Here is a 22,739-nt window from a genome sequence, read left to right on the forward strand (position 1 = left end):
AGGAAATCGACCAAAAAGGAGATAAAAAAATGACTACATTCGCAACAGAATGGGAAAAGCAATTAGAGCTATACCCAGAAGAGTACCGAAAAGCATACCGCCGAGTGAAAAGGGCGAGTGAAATTTTATTACGTGAACCAGAGCCGCAAGTAGGATTAACGCCGAAAGAGGTTATTTGGACGAAGAATAAGACGAAGCTTTATCGCTACATTCCAAAACAAGAAAAAACACAAAGAGTTCCAATCCTGTTAATATACGCTCTTATTAATAAACCATATATTATGGATTTAACTCCTGGAAATAGTTTAGTGGAATATCTAGTGGATCGTGGTTTTGATGTGTATATGCTTGATTGGGGCACATTTGGTTTAGAAGATAGTCATTTGAAATTTGATGATTTCGTGTTTGATTATATTGCAAAAGCAGTAAAAAAAGTAATGCGAACTGCAAAATCGGACGAGATTTCTTTACTTGGTTATTGCATGGGTGGAACGCTAACTTCTATTTATGCAGCACTTCATCCGCACATGCCAATTCGTAATTTAATTTTCATGACAAGTCCTTTTGATTTCTCTGAAACAGGATTGTATGGTCCTTTATTAGATGAGAAATACTTCAATTTAGATAAAGCGGTTGATACATTTGGAAATATTCCGCCAGAAATGATTGATTTCGGAAACAAAATGTTAAAACCAATTACAAACTTTGTCGGTCCATATGTTGCTTTAGTAGATCGTTCAGAGAATGAGCGCTTCGTCGAAAGCTGGAGATTGGTTCAAAAGTGGGTTGGTGATGGTATTCCGTTCCCAGGTGAATCATACAGACAGTGGATTCGTGATTTTTATCAAAATAATAAACTGGTTAAGGGTGAACTCGTTATTCGCGGACAAAAGGTAGACCTTGCAAATATTAAGGCGAATGTCTTAAATATTTCCGGGAAACGTGATCATATTGCTTTGCCATGTCAAGTAGAAGCATTACTAGACCATATTTCTAGCACAGATAAACAATATGTATGTTTACCGACAGGGCATATGTCTATCGTTTACGGTGGAACAGCTGTAAAACAAACATATCCGACGATTGGAAATTGGCTTGAAGAGCGTTCTAATTAAAAATAAAAAATCCAACTAGCCTATGTTAGTTGGATTTTTTTATGGAAAATAACAAAACATAGAAAGGAGAAATTTATATTTTAGGAGTATAATTATGAAACTTATGACTGGTAAGTTGTTTTGGAATACAGGGGTTTCTGTACCTTGTTATCAACTGTTAGAAAATGATATGATATGTGATGTGCTTGTAGTCGGGAGCGGCGAAGCCGGTGCTCATATAGCGCATTCATTAGCGAAAATTGGCATGAGTGTTACACTTATTGAAAAAAGAGCAATTGCGTGTGGTAGCACAGCTGCTAATACAGGCTTACTACAATTTCTTCATGATAAATCGTTAACCTCTCTTATCCATACATTTGGTAAAGACAAAGGGATACGAGCATATAAACTTTGTTATGAAGCGCTAAGAACAATGGAAGAGGCTATACCGACTCTTGATATTGATCCCCATTTTATTCCGCGAAATAGTTTATATTATGCAAGTAAAAGTGAGGATGTCTCATTTTTACAAGAGGAATATAATACGTTACAGAATTATGGATTTCCAGTTGAATATTTTACAGAAGCTGATATTAAGAAACGTTATTCTTTTGCAAAACAAGCAGCGTTATATACGCAAGGTGATGCTGAGGTGAATCCGTATTTATTAGCACATAGTTTTTTGCATAAAGCAAACCAAATGGGAGCTAATATATATGAACATACAGAGGCAATACATATAAAAAAACGCCAAAATGATTTAATTTGTTACACGAAAACAGGAAATCAAATTGTAGCAAAGAATATTATTATGGCGACAGGTTATGAAGCGCTTTTTGGAAAAAAAGAAAAAAATACAACAGTAGAAACTTCTTATGCAATTGTAACAAATGAAATAGATCAGTTTGAAGGCTGGCATGAGCAATCGTTAATTTGGGAAACGGCACGGCCCTACTTATATTTTCGAACGTATCAAAACCGCATTATTGTAGGCGGATTAGATGAAGCGATGCAAATTCAAACAATCGGTGATACGAAATTATTGCATAAGCGTGATATCCTTATTAATATTGTAAAAGAGATGTTCCCGCAGTATAAAAATATACAGGCAGACTACTATTGGGCAGCAGCATTTGGTGGTACTCATGATGGTCTCCCCATTTTAAAAGAAGACGAAAAGATACATAATTTATTTTACGCATTGCCGTATGGGGGGAATGGAACTGTATATGGAATGGTCTTTGCCAAATTATTTGAACAGTTATTTACAAATAAAGAAAGGGAAGATTTTTCTTTATTTAATCGATAGAAAAAAGGTAGCGAAGTGATGGAATGAGAGATATAAAAAAGTTTTTACAAAAATTACGTCCAGTACAACTCATTGTTTTATTTTATTTATTAGCAGTAGTTGTATCGGTAATCTTGCTTAGTTTACCGTTTGTTACGAAACCTGGTGTGAAATGGACATTTATAGATGCCCTTTTTACATCGGTTAGTGCGGTAAGTGTTACGGGACTGTCTGTTATTACGATTTCAGATACGTTTACTACAGCAGGAATTATTGTTTTAGCCCTTATTTTACAATTAGGCGGCTTAGGAATTATGGCGCTTGGTACATTTGTTTGGATCATTACGGGGAAAAAGATTGGTTTGCAAAGAAGAAGATTAATTATGGCAGACCATAATCAAGGAAATTTATCGGGTCTTGTAGAATTGATGCGTTCTATTTTAATTGTAATTATTTCGATAGAACTTATTGGAGCAATCCTATTAGGTACAAGATTTTTACTTTACTTTCCGACTTGGCAAGAAGCTTATTTTCACGGTTTCTTTGCAGCAGTTAGTGCGACTACGAACGGCGGATTTGATTTAACAGGACAATCGTTAATTCCGTATAAAAAAGATTATATTGTTCAAATGATTCATATGCTACTAATTATTTTAGGAGCAATTGGTTTCCCTGTGCTAATGGAAGTGAAACAATTCCTTAGTAAAAGAGGACAACAATTATTTCGTTTTTCATTATTTACAAAATTGACGACAACAACATTTTTTGCACTCGTTGTTGTTGGTACAATTATGATTTTTTTACTGGAGAGAAATCACTTTTTAGTAGGAAAGTCATGGCATGAAACGGTATTTTATACATTATTCCAATCTGTGACGACGCGAAGTGGTGGACTTGCTACGATGGATATACGTGAATTGTCACAACCGACGCTTTTATTTATGAGTATATTAATGTTTATAGGGGCATCTCCAAGTTCGGTTGGGGGCGGAATACGTACAACAACATTTGCTGTTAGTATATTGTCACTATACACCTTTGCAAGAGGCGGTAGAACAGTTAGAGTCTTCAAACGTCAGCTACATGAAGAGGATGTACTAAAAGCATCTGTCGTTATGACGATGGGGATTTTGTTATGTGCTACTGCGCTATTCATTTTATCTATTACGGAAAATGTACCGCTTATGAGCTTAATTGTTGAAGTTTGTTCTGCTTTCGGAACGACGGGATTATCAACAGGTGTTACGCCTGATTTAACAACTGTTGGGAAACTTGTACTCATTGTGCTTATGTTCATCGGACGCGTTGGTATTTTAACATTTATTTTAGCTAGTGGTGGAAGGGAACAACCACCTCGCTATAAATACCCGAAAGAGCGGATTATTATTGGATAGTATGAAACCATTCTACCTACGTTAGGTAGAATGGTTTTTTAGTCGTTAATTCCAAATTGTGGATGCATAAAAGCTTCATTTTTATTATCTGATTCGTTTTTTAGCAACTCTTGATTTTCTTCTGAAATCCACCCAATATCATTTGTAGGATGGATCCACTCATCGCCAGCCATAATGGCAGGATCTACTTCATCACTCCAATTGTTAAGCGGACTGTTCTCGGAATTATATTTACTGTCTCCAATTACAACATCATATTGATTCACAAAAGGTTGTTGCATCGTTTTTCCTGTTCCTTTAAAAGATGGAAAATTCATTTGATGCGGGAGCGTTTCGTCTAAAATTGGTGATTGAATCTTTTCTTTTTTCTTCAAAATCATCGCTCCTTTTTATAATGATTTCTTCATACGTAGTATTTCCATCGAACGCCTCTTATGTACTTGTTAACACTTGCCAGTAATAATTATTTTAAGTTGTTTCAAACTAGAGTAGAAAGTGATTTCTTGAGAGCAGGTGAATGTATTGGTAAAAAGAAAAGTGAAACAAAATGCGGCAATCAATAATAATAAAACTCCGAAAGAAAGCTTACCAGATGCAGAATTTGCATTAGAGTATGAAGGAGAAAATAGCGCAAAGTATGCTAATCGTAATTCGAAAAAAGGGAAACAAAAATGAGGCGTTTTTTACAAACGCCTCATTTTTTTGTGGGATTATAAAGGTTTTTTAAATTATTTGTAAATTTAGTGTTTTCTATTAGCAGAAAAATGCGAAAAAACATAGAAGTAGCAACGTATTACACAAAAACAAACAACAAACAAAAGATTAATGTTGGTTTAATACTGCTTTTACACTAGTTGTTTATATTTGAGTTGTACATAAGATTTGTAAAAGGAGAGAGAGACAGTGAAAAAAACAATCTTTAAAGCTGTAGCAACTGGAATGGTATTTTCGTTATTAATGGGGTGTGGTGCAAAGAAGGAGGAAAGTGCTGGAGCGAAAGTGAAAGATGACAAATTATCTGGATCATTAACTGTTTACACAGCAATTGAAGAAGAGCTTGTACCAATTTATCTTGATTCCTTTAAAAAGAAATATCCTGATGTGAAATTGAACATTGTACGTGATTCAACAGGAGTTATTACTGCGAAATTGCTAGCTGAAGGGAAAAATACACAAGCAGATGTTGTATGGGGAACTGCGGCATCAAGTCTATTAGCTTTAGATAAAAAAGATATGTTAAAAGGATACTCTCCAAAAGGAGCAGATCGTGTTCTTCCGCAATTTAAAGATGATAAGCAACCTGAAAAATGGGTAGGAAATACTGCATTTATGACGGGGATTGCTGTAAATAAAGAAGAGTTAAAGAAGAAAAATTTACCGATGCCAGAATCATATGAAGATTTAACGAAACCAGAGTATAAAGGAACACTTGTTATGCCACATCCAGCATCATCTGGAACAGGATTTTTAACAGTTTCTGCATGGCTACAAATCATGGGTGAAGATAAAGGCTGGGATTACATGAAGAAACTTCATGATAATATGGCAAGTTATACGCATTCAGGATCAAAACCAGCGAAATTAGCAGGAGCAGGTGAATATCCAGTCGGTGTATCAATGGTTTATAGTGCTTTAAAAGAGAAACAAAAAGGTGCACCAGTTGAAGTTGTACTGCCGAAAGAAGGATTAGGCTGGGAAGTAGAAGCGAACGCACTTATTAAGAAAGATAATGCGAAAAATGATAAAATAGCGCAAGCATTTTTAGATTGGGCAATTACTGATGATGTAATGAAGTTATACTTTGAGAAAAATGGATTTGCGACAATTAAAAATGATTATAAACTTCCAGAGGGGTTCCCGAAAGATGTTACTGAAAAATTATATAAAAAGAATGACTTTAAATGGGCAGCAGAAAATCGTGAAAAGATTTTAGAAAAATGGGAAAAAGAGTTTGGCCAAAAAGCAGAACCGAAAAAGTAAGTGAGTGGGAGAGAGAAAAATGAGCGAATATTTATCAATTCAACACATTCAAAAACAGTTTGATGCATTTACAGCGTTAAAAGATATTTCTTTTACTGTGAACAAAAATGAGTTTGTTTGTTTATTAGGCCCGAGTGGCTGTGGGAAAACGACGTTGCTTCGCATTTTAGCGGGACTAGAGGAACCAACGACTGGCAGTATAGCTGTGAATGGAAAAGATATTACAGCATTGCCTCCTGGAAAGAGAAACTTCGGAATGGTTTTCCAATCGTATGCTTTATTTCCGAATTTAACAGCACTTGAAAATATTGAATACGGCTTAAAGACAAAAAAATATGGGAAAGCAGAAGTGAAAGAGAAAGCGCTAGATGCGTTAAAACTTGTAGATTTGCTGAATGTAAAAGATAAATATCCTGCTCAAATGTCTGGTGGACAACAGCAGCGAGTAGCACTTGCACGTGCGCTCGCTCTGTCTCCAGATATTTTGTTACTCGATGAGCCGTTATCAGCTTTAGATGCAAAAGTGCGTGAAAAATTACGTAGGGAAATGCGTGATTTGCAAGAGAAAATAGGAATAACGACGATTATGGTAACGCATGATCAAGAAGAGGCATTAACGATGGCTGATAAAATTGTTGTAATGAATCATGCGGAAATTATGCAGATTGGAACACCAGAGGAGATTTATCAAAGACCAGCCAATCCGTTTGTGGCAGATTTTATTGGTTCTATTAATTTCTTTTCGAAAAATAACGAAGAACATGCAATTCGTCCTGAACATGTAACAATTGTACAAAAGGACGGTATTAAAACAGTTGTGGAAAGTATGGAATTTCGCGGATCTGTATATCGGACGGAAGTTCGAGTCGTAGAAGAAAACACACACCTTTATAATGAGAAAATTGTAGTGGATATATTAGCATCAGAAGTAGAAGCAACGGCTATTAGAAAAGGAAAGCCGATTCAAATCTCTTTCTCAGAAAATCATATGTTGTCATATGGAAAGAAGGTCATTGTATAGATGGAGATGTTAGAAAACTATAAGGTAGAAAGTACGAAAAAAAAGATTAAGAGAAGTATAGGGAAAGAGGAATGGATCCAAAGGCTTGTAATTATCGGTATGATTCTTTCCTTCCTTATCATACTTGTACTACCGCTATTACAACTATTTACACAAGCTTTTTATAATAAAGATGGAGTTTTCATTGGTTTAGCGAATTTCAGTAAATATTTCACAACACCAACTTTAGTGCAGTCTTTACAAAATACAGTATGGATTTCGGGCGTAACAACAATTATTTCAGTTGCAATCGCATTTGTTTACGCATATGCAATTGCCCGTACGAATGTTTTTGGAAAGCGCGTATTTCAGTATGTAGCGTTATTACCATTGTTCGCACCAACGATGATGCACGGTATAGCACTTACATATTTATTTGGTAATCAAGGGCTAGTAACGAAAGGAATATTTGGTTTATTTGAAGGTATACAAATCCCTTTATATGGACCAGTAGGAATTGTAATAGCTGAAGTTATGTATACATTTCCGCAAGCCTTTCTCATATTGCTAATTGCCTTTCAAGGATCTGATTATCGTTTATATGAAGCTTCTAATATGTTAGGGGCGAGTAAAACAAAGCAATTTTTCACGGTTACTTTACCTAGTGTAAAGTACGGATTAATTAGTGCAATGTTTGTTGTGTTTACACTTAGTTTTACTGATTTTGGGGCACCAAAAATTGTTGGTGGGCAATATAATGTGCTTGCTACTGACGTATACAAACAAGTGATTGGACAACAAAATATGCCGATGGGTGCAACTGTCGGAATGATTTTATTAATCCCAGCTATATTCGCATTTGTAGTTGATCGTATTACGCAAAGAAAGCAGGCGAATTTCTTATCTTCAAAGGCAGTACCATACAGAATAATAGCTAATAAGAAAAGAGATGTAATCTCATTCATATATTGTAGTGTGATTACTCTTATGATCATTCTATTATTTGTTGCAGTTGGTATTGCTGCAAGTGTGAAAGTATGGCCATATAATATGAGTTTTACATTTGAGCATTTTAATTTTTCAAGTTTAACAGGAGATGGACTTGAAGCATTTACAAATAGCGTAATTGTTTCAGCAGTTACAGCAGTTATCGGGGCGATTTTAACATTTGTATTCGCATATGCAATTGAGAAAATAGACCAGCTACAATTTTTCAGAAAAACAGGTTACTTTTTCTCTATAGTGCCGTTAGCGATACCAGGTTTAGTACTCGGATTAGGATATGTCTTTTTCTTTAGTCAACCAACGATTCAAATTCTTGGACTATCAGTAACGAATCCGTTTCATTCTTTATACGGAACAATTGCTGTATTAGTACTAGTAAATATCATTCATTTTTATTCTGTAACATTTGTTACGGCAACGACTGCCTTAAAGAAATTAGACCGAGAGTTTGAGCTTGTTTCGCAGTCGATGGGTATTCCGTTTTATAAAACATTCTTCCGAGTAACAGTACCAATGTGTTTACCAGCAATTTTAGAAATGGTAATGTACTACTTCGTAAATTCAATGGTAACTGTATCGGCAGTTGTGTTCCTATATGCAGCTGATTTTAAACTAGCTGCCGTATCAATCGTAAATATGGATGATGCAGGAAATGTAGCGCCAGCAGCTGCAATGAGTGTACTTATTGTTGTTACAAATATTGTAGTGAGAGTTGTATATGAATGGGGAACGAAAGCACTTCGTAACCGAACTTCACAATGGCAAAAAAGATAAGTAAGAAGGGTGATGGACAGAATGAAACTTGAAGCAGTTATTTTTGATTGGGCAGGTACGACGGTTGATTACGGATGTTTTGCACCACTAGAAGTATTCGTGAAGATTTTTCATAAACGCGGCGTTGAAATTACAGCAGAAGAAGCACGTAAGCCAATGGGATTATTAAAAATAGATCATGTAAGGGCACTAACAGAAATGCCTCGTATTGCGGATGAGTGGAAGCGTGTCTTCGGTCAATTACCAACAGAAGCAGACATTCATGAGATGTATGAAGAGTTTGAAGAAATTCTCTTTTCTATTTTGCCAAATTATGCCACGCCGATTAATGGGGTAAAAGAAGTAATCGCTTCTTTACGTGAGAGAGGCATTAAAATCGGTTCAACAACTGGTTATACGAGAGAAATGATGGATATTGTAGCAAAGGAAGCAGCGTTACAAGGATATAAACCTGATTTTCTTGTTACGCCAGATGATGTTCCAGCAGGCCGCCCATACCCATGGATGTGCTATAAAAATGCAATGGAACTTGGTGTGTATCCGATGAACCATATGATAAAAGTAGGGGACACAGTATCAGATATGAAAGAAGGTAGAAATGCTGGAATGTGGACAGTTGGTGTAATTCTTGGAAGTAGTGAGCTCGGTTTAACGGAAGAGGAAGTGGAGAGTATGGATTCGGTAGAGCTTCGTGAAAAAATAGAAATAGTTCGTAATCGGTTTGTTGAAAATGGGGCTCATTTTACGATTGAAACGATGCAGGAGCTCGAAAACGTAATGGAACATATCGAGAAACAAGAACTTATTATTTCATAAAAGGGGTACGGGATCATGAATGAAAATCACTACTTATTATTAACACCAGGACCATTAACGACAACAAAATCAGTAAAAGAAGTTATGCTATACGATTGGTGTACGTGGGATGTTGAATATAATACGATGGTGCAAGAAGTAAGAGCTAAACTTGTATCGCTAGCGACGAAGGAAGAAGAGAAATATACAACAGTGTTAATGCAAGGAAGCGGTACGTTTTCAGTTGAAGCAGTAATTGGTTCTGTTATTAAGGAAAATGGGAAGCTTCTCGTTTGTACAAATGGTGCGTACGGTAAGCGCATTGTACAAATGGCAGAGATGTTACAGATTGATGTAGTGGTCAGTCAAACAGAAGAGTGGGAACCTACTAATATTGTAGAAGTAGAAAAGTTATTGGAAGAAGATAAAGAGATTACACATATTGCAGTTGTTCACTGTGAAACAACGACAGGCATTATAAATCCAATTGTAGATGTATGTAAATTAGGAAAGCAGTATGGAAAGGTTACAATTGTTGATGCGATGAGTAGTTTCGGCGGGATTGAAATAGACATTGCTGATTTACAAATTGATTTTTTAATTAGTAGTGCGAATAAGTGTATTCAAGGGGTTCCTGGATTCGGATTTGTAATCGCAAAACGTGATGAATTATTGAAGTGTAAAGGGCAAGGACGCTCTTTATCTCTTGATTTATATGATCAATGGGAAACGATGGAAAAACAAAATGGGAAATGGCGTTTTACTTCACCTACACATGTTGTACATGCTTTTTATCAAGCACTACTTGAACTAGAAAAAGAGGGTGGAGTAAGAGCGCGTTACAATCGATATTACAACAATCAAAAACTACTAGTGAATAGAATGGGAGAAATCGGATTTAAGGCACTAGTAGATGAGAAATATCAATCTCCTATTATTACATCTTTTATTTATCCAAAAGAGGAGTTCGAGTTTCAACAGTTATATAACGAATTAAAGCGTTATGGATTTGTTATTTACCCTGGTAAAATTTCGAAAGTAGATACGTTCCGCATTGGAAATATCGGTGATGTACATGAAGAAGATATTAATCGCTTAGTTGATAGTATTGCTAAAGGAGCTGTTATTGGATGAAAGTATTTTGCTTAGGTGGAGCAGGTAAAATTTGTCGTGAAGCTATTTTGGATTTAGTTCAATTTTCATCTTTTGAGACGATTACAGTAGCTGATTTTAACGAGGAAGAGGGCCGTAAAGTAGTAGAATGGCTCAATGATCCTCGTGTTGATTTTGTAAAAGTAGATGTAACGAATCACGAGGATACGGTTGCAAAAATGAAAGATTATGACATTGTAATGGACGGTACGACGATAAATCTAAACGGTTTGTCGACCCGCTGTATTGCAGAAGCAGGCTGTCACGGTGTGAACTTAAATGGATTTGGTGAAGAAAATGAATCGCATGCTATATTTGTTCAAAATGAAAAAACATGTTTACCTGGATTTGGCATGACGCCAGGTGTAACGCAAATGATGGCAATGCATGCAGCAAATCAACTGGATACTGTAGAGTCCGTCCGTGTAAGTCATGGTTCGTATCGTCCGATTGCTTTTTCTGCATCAATTACAGAGACAACGACATATGAATATGATCCACATTTACCATCGCGTACAGTGTATGAAGATGGTGAATTTAAGCAAGTACTTCCGTTTGCGCGTCCGAGAGAAATAGAATTGCCAGCGCCTTATGGTAAGGCAACGCAGTATATCATTCCGCATTCTGAAACGATTACGTTAGCAAAGGCATTAGAAAATAAAGGTGTTAAACTGATAGAGACGAGAGGAACTTGGCCGAAGCAAAATATGCAACTTGTACGTGCTTTATATGATTACGGCATATTGCGTAATGATCAGATTGAAATAAACGGGAAAGAAATAGGCATTATGGATTGTATTTCGCAGTATTTATTGCAATCGAAAGAAGGACAAGAAACAGAGCTTTATGGTTATGCACTTCATGTAGAAGTAATAGGTATGAAAAATAATGAGAAGCAAAGACATGTGTTATATCATACACACCCGTTATCTGATGGTTCTGTTGTAGGATGGGAAAAATTAAGAGCGTATACGAGAAACGTCGGTATTCCATTTGGGATTGCTGCAGAGTTAATTGCAAATGGAAATGTAAATAGGGTGGGTGTTGTTACGCCGGAAGAAGCTTTTGAAAATCCACAATTGATTTTTGATGAGCTAGCAAAGCGCGGTATTCATATTCATGAAGAAGTTTTCACTTACAAAGAAAAGTATAACTTTGTATAAGTAAGTTTATGAGGGAGATATAAATGAGGTGAAGCTATGTCTGTAGTAGGAGAAGAAAGAAAGCGAACCATTCTTGAAAAGGTAGAATTTAAAGGGAAAGTAAAGGTTTCAGAATTAGCGAGAGAATTTGCTGTATCAACAGAAACGATTCGTCGATATTTAGAAGAATTAGATCGTGAAAAGAAGCTGAAGAAAGTGTATGGTGGAGCTGTTCAACTTCCAGGCGCTGGGATAGAGGCACCAATGTTAGAAAGAGAAATGCTACATATAGAAGAGAAGAAAAGAATTGGTTATAAAGCAGCGACATTTGTAGAAGATGGTGATGTCATTGCAATTGATGATGGAAGTACACCGCTTCAAATGGTTCCATATCTTGTTCATCGTAAAAACTTAACGATTGTAACGAGTTCATTTCCGGTCGCAACACAATTAATTTCTTCTATTAATAAAAAGATGTTTCATGGTGAAGTTTTATTTATAGGTGGAAAAGTGTCTCCAAAGCATTCGCGTGTATCGGGATCTATTTCGCAGCAAGTAATACAGCAATTCCATTTTCATAAAGCGTTTGTTTCGATTGATGGGCTATTACCTAGTTTTGGAGTTTCCAGCTTTGAATTAGAGAAAGCGAAATTGTCAGAGGCGATGATGAAATTAGCTGAGAAGACATATATTTTATGTGATCATACGAAGGTAGGCGTGAAAGGGAATTATCGTATAGCAGCATTTTCACGTATTCAACATGTAATTTGTGATAAAAAAATGCCATATAGTTTTGAAGAAGAACTTATGAAGCATAATATTCAGTGGACAGTTTGTTAAATAAAGTGAAAGTACCTAAACTCCCGCCTAATTTTTAGGAGGGAGTTTTATTGTCTACAAATCGTAAAATAAAAGATTTGCATTTATGCAAAAAGTGGACACATTTTCTCATCTCTTTCATATAATTTACCAATACAAAAAAAGTTGGTCGAAGGAAAGAAGGGAGAACATGTCAGAACGAATATATAATAAACTTGTATTGTACGCGAATATTTTGCAAAAAATTGGTGTCATCAATGAGAAGGAAAAAAGTGAAATTCTTCATACGATAGGTAAAAAAGCCCTTTGAATAAAGGGCTTTTTATTTTTTATCTTTAAAAATATAAATTTAATGTAATATTCTCATTGACAATGATAATGAGATTCATTATCATTTATTTGTGAGTAATTGATAAGAATTATCAATTATAAAAAATTATATATGATAGGGGATATTATTTTGAAAAAAAATTATATGAAGGCGCTAGTAGTAGCCACAACATTAGCAATTCCATTTGCTACGTATTCTACTCCAGCATTAGCGGCATTAAAAGTTGAAGCAAATCAATCGGTAGCAGCAGCGAGTGATCGCACGTATGATACTGAAATTAAAATATATAAGGACCAAAAAGACGAGCCATCTATGGTTTCTCAATATATAAAAGATCCTAAAGTAACGATTGCAGCTGGCAAAAAAATTGTCACTGTAACAATGCAAGATAGCGATTATTTTCAATATCTTAGAATAGAAGATAGAAACCAGCCTGGTGTATTTCATGATGTGAAGGTTTTATCAGAAGATAAGAGGAAGAACGGAACGAAAGTAGTCCAATTTGAAATTGGCGAGTTTGAGAAGAAGCACAATATGCAAATGCATATACTTATTCCGGCTATTGGATATGATCACAAATATCAAGTTCAATTTGAAATTAAAGATCCAACTGTAGGTAACAAAGAAACAGAGAAACCAGATGATAACTCTAATTCAGGCAATACGGAAACGGATAATCCAGTTGATAATCAAAATATGATAACAGATAACAAATTAAGAGAACTTGTTAATAAAAAAGTATTTAATAGAAAAGATTTAAATACACCAATTACGAAAGAAGAGTTATTACAAGTAAAGGATTTATTTTTAAATACAAATGAGATACTTGATTATAGTGCATTAAAATATATGCCAAATTTAAAATCTTTAACAGTTGCGAATGCGAAGATAAAAGACCCGTCGTTCTTTGCGAACTTAAAGCAATTAAATCATTTAGCTTTGCGTGGTAATGAATTTGCAGATGTAACGCCACTTGTTAAGATGGATAATTTAGAATCTCTTGATTTAAGTAATAATAAAATTACAAATGTTGCACCACTAACTGAAATGAAAAATGTAAAAAGTTTATATCTATCAGGCAACCAAATAGAAGATGTAACAGCATTAGCGAAAATGGAACAACTAGATTACTTGAATTTAGCAAATAATAAAATTACGAACGTTGCTCCATTAAGCGCTTTGAAAAATGTAACATACTTAACTTTAGCAGGTAATCAAATTGAAGATATTAAACCGTTATATTCATTACCTTTAACAGACTTAGTAGTAACACGTAATAAAGTTAAAGATTTATCCGGCATTGAGCAAATGAAGCAATTAGAAGAATTGTGGATCGGGAAAAATGAAATAAAAGATGTTACTCCTCTAAGTAAGATGACACAGTTAAAACAATTACACTTACCTAACAATGAGTTAAAGGATATTACGCCACTATCAAGTCTAGTAAACTTACAAAAACTTGATTTAGAAGCGAATTATATTTCAGACTTATCACCCGTCAGCAATTTGAAAAAATTAGTATTTCTAAGTTTTGTTGCAAATGAAATCCGTGATGTCCGACCAGTTATAGAACTAAGTAAGACGGCTTATATTAATGTCCAAAATCAAAAAGTATTTTTAGAGGAAACAGAAGTAAATAAAGAAGTAAAAGTACCTATATATGAAAAAGATGGTGAGGTTTCTACGAAAATCCGTCTGAAGAGCGATAATGGTACGTATAGTAATGGTGTAGTGAAATGGAGTACATCAGGTGAGAAAGTATATGAATTTGGTGTGAAAGATCCATTTGCGGATACAGGAATCTTCTTTACAGGGTCTGTTATTCAAAATGTAGTAGAAAGTAAAGAAGGTAATACATCTAAAGAAGATGAGAAAACAGAAGTGGTAGAATTTAAAGATGTACCAAAAGGACATTGGTCAGAAGAAGCAATTAATTACTTAGCGAAAGAAAAATTATTTATAGGCTATGGAAATGGTGAATTTGGATTTGGGGATAACATTACTCGTGGACAAGTAGCGCTTCTAATACAAAGGTATTTAAAATTAGAAAATAATCTAGAACCAAAAACGGCATTTACAGATACGAAAGGGAATATGTATGAAACGGCTATTGATGCAGTGGTTCAAGCTGGTATTATGACAGGGTATGGAAATGATATATTCCGTCCAGATGGAGTATTAACTCGATATGAAATGTCAGTGGTACTACAAAGAGTATTTCAGTTAAAAGAAAATGAAAATAGTGCAGAGAATTTTAAAGATATACCAAATGGTCATTGGGCGAAAGGATATGTGAAAGCTTTAGTAGATAATAAAATATCAAAAGGTGACGGAGAAGGGAATTTTTTAGGAGATAATTTCGTAACACGTGAACAATATGCACAGTTTTTATATAATGCAATAAAGAAATAAAGTGAAACTTTAATCAGTGGGGGTTTTGTTCATCCCCCCACCAAACGGGATTTTACGGGCAGCCCGACCCCGACCTAACTTCTTTGCGTTCGCTGAATTTTGAGGTGGGGGTCTTACTGCCCGGCAAATAGCGGGATAAAAAATGAGGAAAATGCGCTATTCTTTAAGTAAAGAATAGCGCATTTTTTATGTACAAAATGAAATAGGCAATAGACAGGAGTATAGACATATGAATAGCCTATTTTAAAGAAGAACCGCGAAACTATATTGACAAAAAAGCGTTCTCATGTGATAATTCAATTAAATTTTTAGAATAATCAAAAAAATATTCCTTTTTACATAGAAAGGATTCGAACCTTATATGAATATTATGCCGGGGGTGACGAAATGTTATTTTTTCTGAAGAAATGGAATGAATTAAAAGATGTGAAATCTGAATTGGCACTTCGTGATTGGTTTTATGGTACCAAAATTAGTTTATCGCTATGTACTTCAAAAGAGCCGTTAACATTCTTAGTAAATGTTGAGGGAAGAGATAAAGGGCTATTTTCGGAAGAAGATTTTATTGTCGTAAATTGCATGTGCGAGTCAGTATTTGAAAATGAAGAAAAACCAGCTGCAGAGTCATTTATGCATGCGGATATTTATAAAAAAAGTAGTGCAGGATGTATTTTACAAGTGCAGACTGTAGATAGTCATTTAATATCAGAGTTATATGGAGAAGAAGGAGAAGTAACGTTCGATAAACGCAGTGTGGAGCGTGTTTTCGGAAAAGAAGGTATAACAGAAATGACAATTCCAATTGTAGAAGATGAAAAAAAATTCGCTGATTTATTAGAAAGCAATGTTCCAAATTTCATTGAAGGTGGAGGAGTAGTTCTTGTTCATAATTACGGCATGATTGTGTGGGGGAAAACGCCAGAAGAAGCGAAAAAATGGCTAGAGGGTATAGAATATTTAATGAACTATCATGTAAAGTTATTAATGATTAAGGGTGCAAGGAGCTCTGTTATATAAAAATGTATGTGATATGACTACAAGCTAATAAATAAATGAAAGCGTTTTAAAAATAATTTCACTCATAAAATATAGGTCTCCTTATTATATATAGATTACATGTTGACATGTAAGGAGGAACATATTTTGCGAGTTAAATATCATTTTCTGCCAAAGCAGCAAGTAACATTTTGTAAAATAAATGATTCTGGTGAAGAGGCACTGCAAATGATGAACGAAACGGGATTTCGAGCCATCCCGGTATTAGCAGAAGATGAGAAGAAATTCACGGGGATTATTTATAAAGTAGATTTATTAGAAAAAAAATGCAATAGCGGATTAGATCATGTAAGTGCAGGAGATATGCTTGACAATTCCAATGCATTTATTTTTGAAAAGGATTCCTTCTTCAGAGCCTTTTATGTAATTCGTCGACTTCCGTTTTTAGCCGTGCTAAATGATTATAATGAATTTGTCGGTATGTTAACGCATTCGAATATATTTGATGTTATTGAAGATTCATTTGGTATGCGAACAGGTGGTTACATATTAACAATTGCAACACAAGATTGTAAGGGAACGATTAAAGAGCTTGGGACATTGTTAAAAGCATATAATATCGGTGGGTTGTTTACACTCGATAACGGTGATCAATATATCCGCCGTGTTATTGTAAATATATCAGATGAGTTAGATGAAAGAAGATTAAAGCAATTAATCGGAAAAATAGAGAAAAAAGGATTCAGAGTGAGTCATGTAGATTATATTTAAGTTAAAAAAGTACCTATCTGTTATATACAGATAGGTACTTTTTTGTCCCGCTATTTGTGGGCAGTAAGATCCCCGCCTCAAAATTTAGCGAAAGAAATGGGGGCCCGTAAAAGCTCGATTGGTGAGGGCTGATTATATGTGAGTAATGAACTTTATTTTGAAACAGGAGGCGGAGATAATGCTAGATCAGATAAAAAAATAAAGTCTGCATGCTCACGAATTTTAGGGATAGAAGTTTCGATAACGCGTGATGTAATTTCACCTGGGGGGCCCACATGCCCGATAGCTACCATAATAGGTTTTTCTTGAATTTTTTTGATGAGTAATTGGGCTTGTTTTGAAATATGTCCTGCTGTATACACATCATCAAAAAATAGTTGGTTCTCAATAATAGGAACTCCTAATTCTTTTCCGATTTTTGGGACGACACTATTAGGATTGGTTTTACTATCTAAGTAAAATAAACCGTGTTTTTTACAAGCAGCAAGTATAAGGCGAACAATTCGTTCATCCGCTGTTACTTTTGAACCCATATGATTGTTCATTCCAATTGCATGCGGTACTTCTTGAATCGCTTGTTCAAGTCGGTTGCTTATTTCTTCATCGCTTAAATCAGTTGTAATTGCTTTCGGTCCAAGCCATTCTTTTTTCCCTTTTATAGGTTCCATTGGCATATGTATAATAACTTCATGGCCTTTCTTATGGGCAGCTATTGCATCTTCTTTTGTGGAAGGAAGAAAAGGCATAACAGCAACAGTGAGTGGAATGGGAAGTGATAACATTTGATTAGTCCCCTTCATGTTATTGCCGAAATCATCAATGACAATAGCAACTTTATTCGTATGAGCATTTGCTTGAATAGGAAATAAGAAGGACGGTAAAAACAAAACAATGATGAACAATGCAATCGTATATTTTCGCATATAAATATTTCCTTTCTATTGTTATCCTGCTATTTGTGGGTAGTAAGACTCCCACCTCAACATTGGGCTGGATAGGTGGGAGATTCACTGCCTATAAACGCCTGATTGATAAATGTTAATAATCAGTGGGGGCTGAACAAAAAACACTGATTAAAGTTTCACTTTATCAATCATCATTATGTTTTGCTTTTTTATATAAATTAAACAAAAAATGTCGAAGAAAAGTAGTTGGAAAATTAAGAATCCCCGGTTTACGTAGAATTTGTAAAAAAAGAAGATGAAAAAAATGTCTATTATTGCGAATGTATTTACAAAGATAGAATAATTTGTAATAATTCTCAAAGTGAGGGTAAAGATTTGTAAATTACAGGGAGAAAATGTTAAATTTTCTGATTCTTCAAATTTGCATATGATTAAGTAGTTAAAAAAGTCAATGGAGAAGTGAAGTTGAGAGCATGGAAGTATAATAAGGGGGATATGGATGTTTACTGTAAAAAGGAAGTACACATTAGAAAAGCTTTCACGTGATATTCATATGAAACGTGAAGAAATGATTCAACTAGGATTAACAAGTGGGCTAAATAGTAGGGAGACAATTCAAGTTAGTCAAGAATTGGACAAGCTTATTTTACAATATCAGTGTTATAAAGAAAAACAAACACCGAAATGGTTTTCAATTATAAAAATACCTATTTTCCAAATCGGGTATGAAGGAAAATCAAATAATTTTTGGCGAATGCTTGTCGCTGGTTTTATGAAATAAGTATAATTACCCTTATAGGATAAGGATAATTATACTATGTGTAACGGAATTTCGATATGAACTGTCGTTCCTTCGTTTTCTGTACTGTCAATAAAAATATGCCCATTATACATCTCTACAATTCGTTTACATATGACAAGTCCAAGACCTGTTCCAGTATCTTTATTAGTAAAGAACGGATGAAAGAGGTGTTTTTGAATATGTTGTGGAATTCCTTTTCCAGTATCTATAATCTGCAATTGTGCGTGTGTTTCATTGTTTTTTACTACAATGGTTAGTGTATCACTAGAAGTCATAGCCTCAATTGCATTTTTTGTAATGTTTAAAACCACTTGTTTCATATGGTCTTTCGAACAACGGATATGAACAGGATGGTCTGGTAAATGTAAATGGAATATAATGTTATGTAAATTCGCCTCAGATTGAATAATTAATGCTACCTCATTGAGAATCGTTCTTACATCATATGTTTGTTCGATGATGGCGGTTGGCTTTCCAAGAATAAGAAATTCACTTACAATTTCATTGATTCGCTCTATTTCTTGTTCAATTACGGAAAAGTAGAACTGATCTTGTTCATCTTTATATTTCTCTTTTAATAGAGCGACGAGTCCTTTAATTCCAGTAAGAGGGTTACGGATTTCGTGTGCTGTACTCGCTGCAAAAGTTCCAACTAATTCAATTTTCTGTAGTTCATTTTGTTGTCTTTCAAGTTTTGTTTGACGTTTTAACAACATATATTGAGCAAGTAAAAATAAAATAGACATTAAAAATAAAGTAGCTACACACTCTATTGCAACCCACTGGTATAAGGTTTTTTGATGAATAGGTAATGGAGAAACAGAGACCTTCCAATTTAATCTTTGGAGTGGGGTAGTAAGCATATTAGAATGTGAATCACTTGTGTCGGTATTATCATCGGTTAGAAAAACTACATCATGTTTATCAGTTACCTCAAAATGGTATTGTGGTTTAATGGCATTTAAAGAAGATGAAATGTAATCAAAGCGTAAACTAGCTAATAATAATCCAGAGAGCTCCTTTTGTTTATTGAATATGGGGGCAGCAATCATAATAGCTTTATGTCCAAGAACGCGATCAGTAATGACTGATGATACAGTGGTTTTTTTAGTTTGTAGCACGTCTTGAATATATTTACGGTCTGAAACATCTATAGGCTTTGATTCATCTTCAGATGCGATTGTAATGACCCCTTCTGGTGTAGCGTAATATAGACCAGAAAAGCGTGCATCGTTTCCATCTGTATCATGTACAATTTGTTTAATGCCATTTATATTACCAGTCTCGGTGCCCACAACTTTTGCAAGCATGTCTAAAGCAGAAATTGCTTCACCAAGATGATGATCCAAATAATCTCTATATAAAAAGAGAACTGTATGAGCGGATAATTTGTTTTCCTGTTTCATTTTATATGTATGATACGAATAAAATGTAGCACCAATCCCTATTGTCGGTAGGATAACAAGCAATATATATATAATTATGCTTTGGAATTTGACTTTCAAATGTGGTACTCCTTCTTTTTTTATTATCATTATATATAAACTATGTTAAAATTGTCATGTTTTTATTCAAGAATGATTCTTAATATATTAGGGGAGAGGAAATGGATGAGTGAATGCTCATTCGGAATTCACATGAAGTATGAAGTGGCATTTTCTTTTTATTGCTGAGAATTTAAGTGAAGGGTTGAAAGTTGTATGACATCAAATAATGAACGAGAAGATATTTCTCAATCTTTAAAAGTATTTATTGCATTATCTCGTGTACATCGTTCTGTTATGGATACTACAAATAAATCTATACAAAGTAACGGGTTAAATCCAACTGAATTTGCTGTATTAGAACTGCTATATCATAAAGGCGGTCAACCACTCCAGCAAATTGGTGAGCGCATTTTAATAGCTAGTGGCAGCATTACATATGTTGTAGATAAGCTAGAGAAAAAAGGATTAGTAAAGAGAATCCCATGTCCGAATGACAGACGTGTTATTTACGCGCAATTAACTGAGTCTGGCGAGAACTTTATTGCTTCTATTTTTCCGGGGCATGAGAAAGTTATACATCAGTCTTTTGAAATGTTAACGAAAGATGAAAAAGATGAATTACTTGATCTATTAAAAAAAATTGGAAAGTATGAAAAATAATAATATGTTCCAAAGGAGCTTTGGATAAATAAATCCAAGGCTTTTTTGTTTGCAATGAACTCAGGGTAGTAACTGCCGAATTTTGTTGAAAATTAAGAGGGAATTCGAGAATACGTATTGAATTATAATAAAGGTATGTAATGGAGAGGAGGCTCGTTCATGTCATTTAAAGACTATGAATATAAACGCCCAAATATTGAAGAGTTAAAAGAGAAATTTACTGTTGCTTTAGAGAAGTTTGATAACGCAAAAACTGTAGAAGAACAAAAACAAGTCATTAATTCAATTAATGAAATTCGCAACGATTTTGGTACAATGGGAAACCTTTGTTACATTCGCCATTCTGTTGATACGACGGATACTTTTTATAAGGAGGAGCAGGATTTCTTTGATGAATTCTCTCCAGTTGTACAGGGATATGGTACAAAATATTATAAGGCACTCATTAATTCTCCATTTCGTGAAGAATTAGAGGCGTATTATGGAAAACAATTATTTGCTCTAGCAGAATGTGATTTAAAAACATATTCAGATGAAGTCGTGAAAGATTTACAATTAGAAAATAAATTATCGTCGCAATATACACAGTTATTAGCATCTGCAAAAATTGACTTTGCTGGAGAAGAAAGAACGTTATCGCAACTGATTCCGTTTATGCAAGGAAAAGAAAGAAGCGAACGTAAAGCAGCAAGTGAAGCATACTACGGATTTTTAGCTGGAAATGAGGAAGAACTAGATCGTATTTATGATGAGCTTGTTAAAGTGAGAACGAAAATCGCAAAATCTTTAGGTTTCAAAAACTTTGTTGAACTTGGATATGCAAGAATGTACCGTACAGATTATAATGCGGAGATGGTGGCTAATTACCGTCAGCAAGTGCTGGATTATATCGTTCCCGTTACAACGGAATTAAGAAAGCGACAACAAGCACGTATCGGTGTAGAGAAGTTAGCTTATTATGACGAAAACTTTGAGTTTGCTACAGGTAACCCAACTCCAAAAGGAGATGCGGATTGGATTGTTGATCATGGAAAGACGATGTATAAAGAGTTATCGGCTGAAACAGATGAATTTTTCAATTTCATGCTAGATAACGATTTATTAGATTTAGTTGCGAAAAAAGGAAAAGCTGGTGGCGGATATTGTACATATATTGAGAATTATAAAGCGCCATTTATTTTCTCAAACTTCAATGGAACATCTGGTGACATTGATGTATTAACACATGAAGCAGGTCATGCTTTCCAAGTATATGAAAGTCGTAAATTTGAAATTCCAGAATATAATTGGCCAACATATGAAGCATGTGAAATCCACTCTATGAGTATGGAATTCTTTACATGGCCATGGATGAAGCTATTCTTTGAAGAAGATGCAGATAAATATTACTTCTCTCACTTAAGTTCAGCACTTCTATTTTTACCTTATGGTGTATCTGTTGATGAATATCAACATTATGTATATGAAAATCCTGAAGCATCACCGAAAGAGCGTAAGACAGCATGGCGTAACATAGAGAAGAAATATTTACCGCATCGTGATTATGAGGATAATGATTATTTAGAGCGCGGTGGTTTTTGGCAACGTCAAGGGCATATTTATAGTTCACCTTTCTATTATATTGATTACACGCTTGCTCAAATTTGTGCGCTACAATTTTGGAAACGTGCAAGAGATAATAGACAAGAGGCATGGGAAGATTATGTGAATCTATGCCAACAAGGTGGAAGTAAATCGTTCTTAGAATTAGTAGAAGTTGCAAATTTAACATCACCATTTGCTGAAGGCTGTGTGAAAAGTGTTATTACAGAAATTGAAGCATGGTTACATGCAATTGACGACACAAAATTGTAAAAAACATGCGCTTTTTTTCACATGTTTAACATCGACATAATGGGAAAATGATGAGATAATAAAAGAAAATTCAGAATA

20 protein-coding genes are annotated in these 22,739 nt (G+C 34.7%); 17 read left to right on the forward strand and 3 right to left on the reverse strand.

The window, feature by feature from the left end:
* Positions 1–29: 29 nt before the first annotated feature.
* The 3 genes from phaC to RT27_RS10655 all read left to right on the forward strand — a co-directional run bounded on the left by phaC (position 30) and on the right by RT27_RS10655 (position 3,776).
* Entirely contained in the window at positions 30–1,115 is a 1,086-nt protein-coding gene (gene phaC / locus RT27_RS10645) for a class III poly(R)-hydroxyalkanoic acid synthase subunit PhaC (RefSeq protein ID WP_000206336.1), read from the forward strand.
* Positions 1,116–1,209: 94 nt separating this feature from the next.
* Positions 1,210–2,403, forward strand: coding sequence for an FAD-dependent oxidoreductase (locus tag RT27_RS10650; protein WP_029441777.1), 1,194 nt, complete (start codon positions 1,210–1,212; stop codon positions 2,401–2,403).
* Between the two features lie 23 nt (positions 2,404–2,426).
* Positions 2,427–3,776 (forward strand): TrkH family potassium uptake protein, encoded by a 1,350-nt coding sequence (locus RT27_RS10655; protein WP_001204706.1) that lies wholly within the window; start codon positions 2,427–2,429, stop codon positions 3,774–3,776.
* A 38-nt stretch (positions 3,777–3,814) separates the two neighbouring features.
* On the opposite strand, the gene RT27_RS10660 is transcribed toward RT27_RS10655, so the two are convergent.
* Complete coding sequence (locus tag RT27_RS10660) at positions 3,815–4,150, reverse strand: DUF3905 domain-containing protein (protein ID WP_029441778.1); 336 nt, start codon at positions 4,148–4,150, stop codon at positions 3,815–3,817.
* A gap of 148 nt (positions 4,151–4,298) precedes the next feature.
* On the opposite strand from RT27_RS10660, the gene RT27_RS35185 reads away from it, so the two are divergent.
* From RT27_RS35185 to cbpA, 11 genes are all read left to right on the forward strand, one after another.
* Positions 4,299–4,451, forward strand: coding sequence for a hypothetical protein (locus tag RT27_RS35185; RefSeq protein ID WP_000240799.1), 153 nt, complete (start codon positions 4,299–4,301; stop codon positions 4,449–4,451).
* Between the two features lie 228 nt (positions 4,452–4,679).
* Positions 4,680–5,756 (forward strand): putative 2-aminoethylphosphonate ABC transporter substrate-binding protein, encoded by a 1,077-nt coding sequence (locus RT27_RS10670; RefSeq protein WP_043936084.1) that lies wholly within the window; start codon positions 4,680–4,682, stop codon positions 5,754–5,756.
* Between the two features lie 19 nt (positions 5,757–5,775).
* Positions 5,776–6,777, forward strand: a complete 1,002-nt coding sequence (locus tag RT27_RS10675; protein WP_000006196.1) for a putative 2-aminoethylphosphonate ABC transporter ATP-binding protein — start codon at positions 5,776–5,778, stop codon at positions 6,775–6,777.
* The gene (locus tag RT27_RS10680) at positions 6,778–8,535 is read left to right on the forward strand and encodes a putative 2-aminoethylphosphonate ABC transporter permease subunit (protein WP_043936086.1); all 1,758 of its coding nucleotides are present in this window, start codon (positions 6,778–6,780) and stop codon (positions 8,533–8,535) included.
* Between the two features lie 21 nt (positions 8,536–8,556).
* The gene (gene phnX / locus RT27_RS10685) at positions 8,557–9,351 is read left to right on the forward strand and encodes a phosphonoacetaldehyde hydrolase (protein WP_043936087.1); all 795 of its coding nucleotides are present in this window, start codon (positions 8,557–8,559) and stop codon (positions 9,349–9,351) included.
* A gap of 15 nt (positions 9,352–9,366) precedes the next feature.
* Positions 9,367–10,464 carry a 2-aminoethylphosphonate--pyruvate transaminase gene (gene phnW / locus RT27_RS10690; protein ID WP_029441780.1) on the forward strand — a complete coding sequence of 366 codons (1,098 nt, stop codon included), beginning with the start codon at positions 9,367–9,369 and terminating at the stop codon, positions 10,462–10,464.
* Complete coding sequence (locus tag RT27_RS10695; protein WP_029441781.1) at positions 10,461–11,645, forward strand: saccharopine dehydrogenase C-terminal domain-containing protein; 1,185 nt, start codon at positions 10,461–10,463, stop codon at positions 11,643–11,645. Before phnW ends, RT27_RS10695 begins: the two co-directional genes overlap by 4 nt.
* Before the next feature lie 36 nt (positions 11,646–11,681).
* The gene (locus tag RT27_RS10700; RefSeq protein ID WP_016082375.1) at positions 11,682–12,464 is read left to right on the forward strand and encodes a DeoR/GlpR family DNA-binding transcription regulator; all 783 of its coding nucleotides are present in this window, start codon (positions 11,682–11,684) and stop codon (positions 12,462–12,464) included.
* 421 nt (positions 12,465–12,885) lie between these two features.
* Positions 12,886–15,186 carry an NEAT domain-containing leucine-rich repeat protein gene (locus tag RT27_RS10705; RefSeq protein ID WP_043315113.1) on the forward strand — a complete coding sequence of 767 codons (2,301 nt, stop codon included), beginning with the start codon at positions 12,886–12,888 and terminating at the stop codon, positions 15,184–15,186.
* Positions 15,187–15,573: 387 nt separating this feature from the next.
* Positions 15,574–16,203, forward strand: coding sequence for a class II aldolase/adducin family protein (locus tag RT27_RS10710; RefSeq protein WP_000896006.1), 630 nt, complete (start codon positions 15,574–15,576; stop codon positions 16,201–16,203).
* Between the two features lie 126 nt (positions 16,204–16,329).
* A complete protein-coding gene (gene cbpA, locus RT27_RS10715) occupies positions 16,330–16,953 on the forward strand; it encodes a cyclic di-AMP binding protein CbpA (protein ID WP_016082373.1) in 624 nt (207 codons plus the stop codon).
* A gap of 152 nt (positions 16,954–17,105) precedes the next feature.
* Here the strand turns inward: cbpA and RT27_RS10720 are convergent, their stop codons facing one another.
* Positions 17,106–17,876 (reverse strand): divergent polysaccharide deacetylase family protein, encoded by a 771-nt coding sequence (locus tag RT27_RS10720; protein WP_029441782.1) that lies wholly within the window; start codon positions 17,874–17,876, stop codon positions 17,106–17,108.
* Positions 17,877–18,357: 481 nt separating this feature from the next.
* On the opposite strand from RT27_RS10720, the gene RT27_RS10725 reads away from it, so the two are divergent.
* The gene (locus tag RT27_RS10725) at positions 18,358–18,639 is read left to right on the forward strand and encodes an aspartyl-phosphate phosphatase Spo0E family protein (RefSeq protein WP_000495536.1); all 282 of its coding nucleotides are present in this window, start codon (positions 18,358–18,360) and stop codon (positions 18,637–18,639) included.
* Positions 18,640–18,668: 29 nt separating this feature from the next.
* Here RT27_RS10725 and RT27_RS10730 read toward each other — a convergent pair whose 3' ends face one another.
* Positions 18,669–20,165, reverse strand: coding sequence for a DUF3149 domain-containing protein (locus tag RT27_RS10730; RefSeq protein ID WP_029441783.1), 1,497 nt, complete (start codon positions 20,163–20,165; stop codon positions 18,669–18,671).
* Positions 20,166–20,360: 195 nt separating this feature from the next.
* On the opposite strand from RT27_RS10730, the gene RT27_RS10735 reads away from it, so the two are divergent.
* Together RT27_RS10735 and RT27_RS10740 are read left to right on the forward strand one after the other, a co-directional pair.
* Positions 20,361–20,807: a MarR family transcriptional regulator gene (locus tag RT27_RS10735; RefSeq protein WP_000203336.1), complete on the forward strand. Its 447-nt coding sequence runs from the start codon at positions 20,361–20,363 to the stop codon at positions 20,805–20,807.
* A gap of 159 nt (positions 20,808–20,966) precedes the next feature.
* Positions 20,967–22,661 carry a M3 family oligoendopeptidase gene (locus RT27_RS10740; RefSeq protein WP_016082370.1) on the forward strand — a complete coding sequence of 565 codons (1,695 nt, stop codon included), beginning with the start codon at positions 20,967–20,969 and terminating at the stop codon, positions 22,659–22,661.
* Positions 22,662–22,739 lie beyond the last annotated feature (78 nt).

Origin of the sequence: Bacillus sp. L_1B0_5 (assembly GCF_000836715.1) — a bacterium.
Taxonomy (GTDB): domain Bacteria; phylum Bacillota; class Bacilli; order Bacillales; family Bacillaceae_G; genus Bacillus_A; species Bacillus_A thuringiensis_S.